The 3265-nt window shown below is 35.4% G+C and carries 3 protein-coding genes; all 3 read left to right on the forward strand.

The window, feature by feature from the left end; genetic code table 11:
• Window positions 1-211 precede the first annotated feature (211 nt).
• Genes GSY74_RS09030 through GSY74_RS09040 form a run of 3 tightly spaced genes read left to right on the forward strand, consistent with a single transcriptional unit; the run spans window position 212 to window position 3220 of the window.
• Entirely contained in the window at window positions 212-1423 is a 1212-nt protein-coding gene (locus GSY74_RS09030; RefSeq protein WP_164664778.1) for an ABC transporter permease, read from the forward strand.
• Complete coding sequence (locus tag GSY74_RS09035) at window positions 1420-2085, forward strand: ABC transporter ATP-binding protein (RefSeq protein WP_164664779.1); 666 nt, start codon at window positions 1420-1422, stop codon at window positions 2083-2085. The genes GSY74_RS09030 and GSY74_RS09035 overlap by 4 nt, the downstream gene beginning before the upstream one ends.
• Entirely contained in the window at window positions 2069-3220 is a 1152-nt protein-coding gene (locus GSY74_RS09040) for a hypothetical protein (RefSeq protein ID WP_223157520.1), read from the forward strand. The genes GSY74_RS09035 and GSY74_RS09040 overlap by 17 nt, the downstream gene beginning before the upstream one ends.
• The last annotated feature ends 45 nt before the right edge of the window (window positions 3221-3265 follow it).

Raw genomic sequence — 3265 nt, forward strand, 5'->3', positions numbered from 1 at the left:
AAATCTATTTAAATATAATAAAACATTAACATTCTTACTATTAAATAGATGTTAAAAGCACTCTTTTATAGAGAGATTTTTCTTAAATATACTCTTCAACTCAATTATGTCAATATAAATCAACATAATTTAATAGTATATTTTTAAGTGATAAAGAGTTAATTTGTATTCTTGAACAAAATTAAGTATAATAACACAGAGGTAATCTACTATGTTTAAAACAATACTAAAACTAGCCTATAAAAACTCATTTTTACGACTCTCACGAACTATTTTAGTCATTTTAATGATTGCTGTTAGCATGAGCATGATGTTAAGTCTACAGGGGCTTTATGATGGGATGACACTCAATATGATAGAGAGCATCAAACGCAGTGATAGTGGTGAGATAAGTCTATATGCCAAAGGGTATCGGCTTGACCCTGACATCAAAAACTCTATCTCAAATGCTTCAACTATTAGAAAAGAGATAGAGGCTCTTGATGGAGTGGAGGCTGTTACTCTACGGCTTGGTGCAGAGGGGCTCGGTTCAACAGCAAGAAAATCCTCTTTTTCTACTGTTTATGGGATAGATTTAAAAGATGAAGAGAAGTTTGGCAGGTTTAGTGAGTTTCTGAAAAGGGGAGAGATAAGTTTTGAGAAACGAGGGGCGATTGTTGGTATAGAGTTGGCAAAAACTCTAAAAGTTAAAATTGGCTCCAAAATTATCTTCTCTACCCAAGATAGTCATGGGGAGATTAGTTCGATGGTTATAAAAGTCAGAGGAGTTGTTCAGACAGCCAATATGGCACTAGATAACACTGCTATCTATATAGAGAAATCTAAACTATATGACTTTTTGAATATAGATGAGACCAAAGCGACACAGATTGCCGTGCGAGGTGATAACGATAGGCTTCAGGAGAGCATCAAAACGGCTTATCCTCATCTTGATACCCTAAGTTTTTTAGAACTCTACCCTATGATGAAGCAGATGGAAGATGTGATGGTTATCTTCAATGGAGTTACTTTTATTATCGTTATGTTGGTTGTCTTTATGGGGATTCTTGGGGTGATGTATGTCTCCATCTTAGATAGGATTCGTGAGTTTGGGATTATGCTTAGTATTGGGATGCACTACGGTTACATTCGACTACAGATTATACTAGAGGCTCTGCTTGTTGGAGTGTTTGGTTATCTGTTGGGGGCTTTGCTTGGTCTAGTTATACTTCTATATCTTAAAGAGTACGGAGTTGACCTAACGGCTTTTGCTGATGGTTTGGAGAGTTTTGGGATGAATACCACTATCTATGCAGATATAAAACTCTCCTATTTCAGTACTACTTTTGTAGCGATTATTATGGCATCTCTTTTGAGTGTGATTCTGCCACTTAGAAGAATCAAAAAACTAAATCCTATTGAGGTGATAAAGGCAAACAGATGATAGAACTTAGAAATGTAGAAAAATACTTTTTCAAAGATGACCCAAGAGAGATTCACGCTCTACAAGATATAAACTTGACTCTTGAAGATGGGGAGTTTTCGCTACTTAGTGGAGCATCTGGATGTGGTAAGACCACACTGCTCAATGTTATAGGTGCTTTGGACACGGTGGAGAGTGGCTCTATCTATTTTGATGGTCGAGATATAACCAAACTTAGTGAAGATGAGAGGACTACTCTGCGACTTGAAGAGATGGGGTTTGTGTTTCAAGCTTATAATCTTGTTCCTGTACTCACTGTTGAGGAGAATATCGGTTTTATTATGAGGCTTAGGGGTTTTAGCTCCGATAAAATAGCTAAACGAGTGCTTGAAGTTGCTAAGATACTGGAGATAGAGAGTAAGTTGAGTTTTTTGCCAAATAAACTAAGTGGTGGTCAACAACAAAGAGTTGCTGTCGCAAGGGCTGTAGCTTCAAAGCCTAAAATAATATTGGCAGATGAGCCTACTGCCAACTTGGATTCGAAGAACTCTCATAAACTTATTGATATGATGCGTGAGCTGAACGAAAAGGAGGGGATGACTGTTATTTTTGCTTCTCATGATGAGTTGGTTAGGGATAGTGTGCGACGGATTATAAGGCTTGAAGATGGTAGATTGGTGTAGGGTGGTGCATTTATGCCCGTTTAAATATAAAAAATCTTTTTTTGGTAGGCTTAAAAGCATCACCCTACTATTTATTCCATGTTTACTCTTTGCCCAAATAGATATACGAATAGAAAATAGTAACTTCACTATATCAGATGACTCTACACTCTATAACTACAATAGATTACGCCTACGAAATGATTATAATAAAGATAACTTTTTTGCAACATTTATAGGTGATGGTGTTAACTATTATGGCAAAAAATATATCAACTCAACAACCTTTAGTTATCTTAAAGAACAAAAATCTGATACTCCATTTGCAACTCAAACAGGTTTTAAAAACTATGAAGATGGAATAGCCTATGCCAAACTCTATAGATTTTATGGCGGGTGGGAAGATGACAATAATCGTATTGTTTTGGGTCTGCAAAATATCTCTATGGGTGTAGGGCGAATCTGGACTCCTACCAATATCTTTAACCCTAAAAATAGTTATGCTTTAGAGCCTGATGAGACTTTTGGAGTGATGGCACTATCTTATACTAGACATATAAATGATACCTCACACATCACAGTAGTAACTTCTCAAAAAGAGGATGATAGTTTCAAATCAGCTCTACAGTATAAGACATTTTTGGATATTGTTGATGTGGCTATAGATATAATTAGTTCTGATAATACGCAGATGATAGGTTATGAGATAGAGGGAAATCTAGCCGATACAGGTGTAGAGTTGCGAAGTGAGGGAGCCTATATAAAATATGATTCAGAAGAGTTTACACAGTTTATAGTTGGTGCTGATTATGGGTTTAAAAATGGGATTACTGTTGTTGGAGAAACGCTGTATAATTCTAAAATTTTCTCCTATACAGAGTTGATAGAGAATCAAAGTAGTGATATTAGTTCTAATATGCTTAACTCTAATCTCTATGTAGCTCTAGGATTATCTAAAAGTTTTAATATTTTTTTAGATGGCTCGTTGAGTTATATTGGTAGTTTAGATGATAGGAGTAGTAGTTTTATCTCTTCTACTCTTTCCTATACTCTAAATGACTATAACAGTTTCTCTCTAGGAGCTTTGATTTATCGTGGAAATGGGTTTAAAGATATTGGAAATAGTTACTATTTTAGATATGGTTTATCCTTTTAATGATAAGATTAGACTTCTTTCAAAACTCATTTGGAATCGGAGACT

The sequence above is a fragment of the Sulfurovum sp. bin170 genome, assembly GCF_010892395.1.
In the GTDB taxonomy this organism is placed as follows: Bacteria; Campylobacterota; Campylobacteria; order Campylobacterales; family Sulfurovaceae; genus UBA1140.

Bases quoted from the DNA above. Each gene is read 5' to 3' on its own strand.
- GSY74_RS09030 (WP_164664778.1), top strand. From the start codon at position 212: ATGTTTAAAACAATACTAAAACTAGCCTATAAAAACTCATTTTTACGA.
- GSY74_RS09035 (WP_164664779.1), top strand. From the start codon at position 1,420: ATGATAGAACTTAGAAATGTAGAAAAATACTTTTTCAAAGATGACCCA.
- GSY74_RS09040 (WP_223157520.1), top strand. From the start codon at position 2,069: ATGGTAGATTGGTGTAGGGTGGTGCATTTATGCCCGTTTAAATATAAA.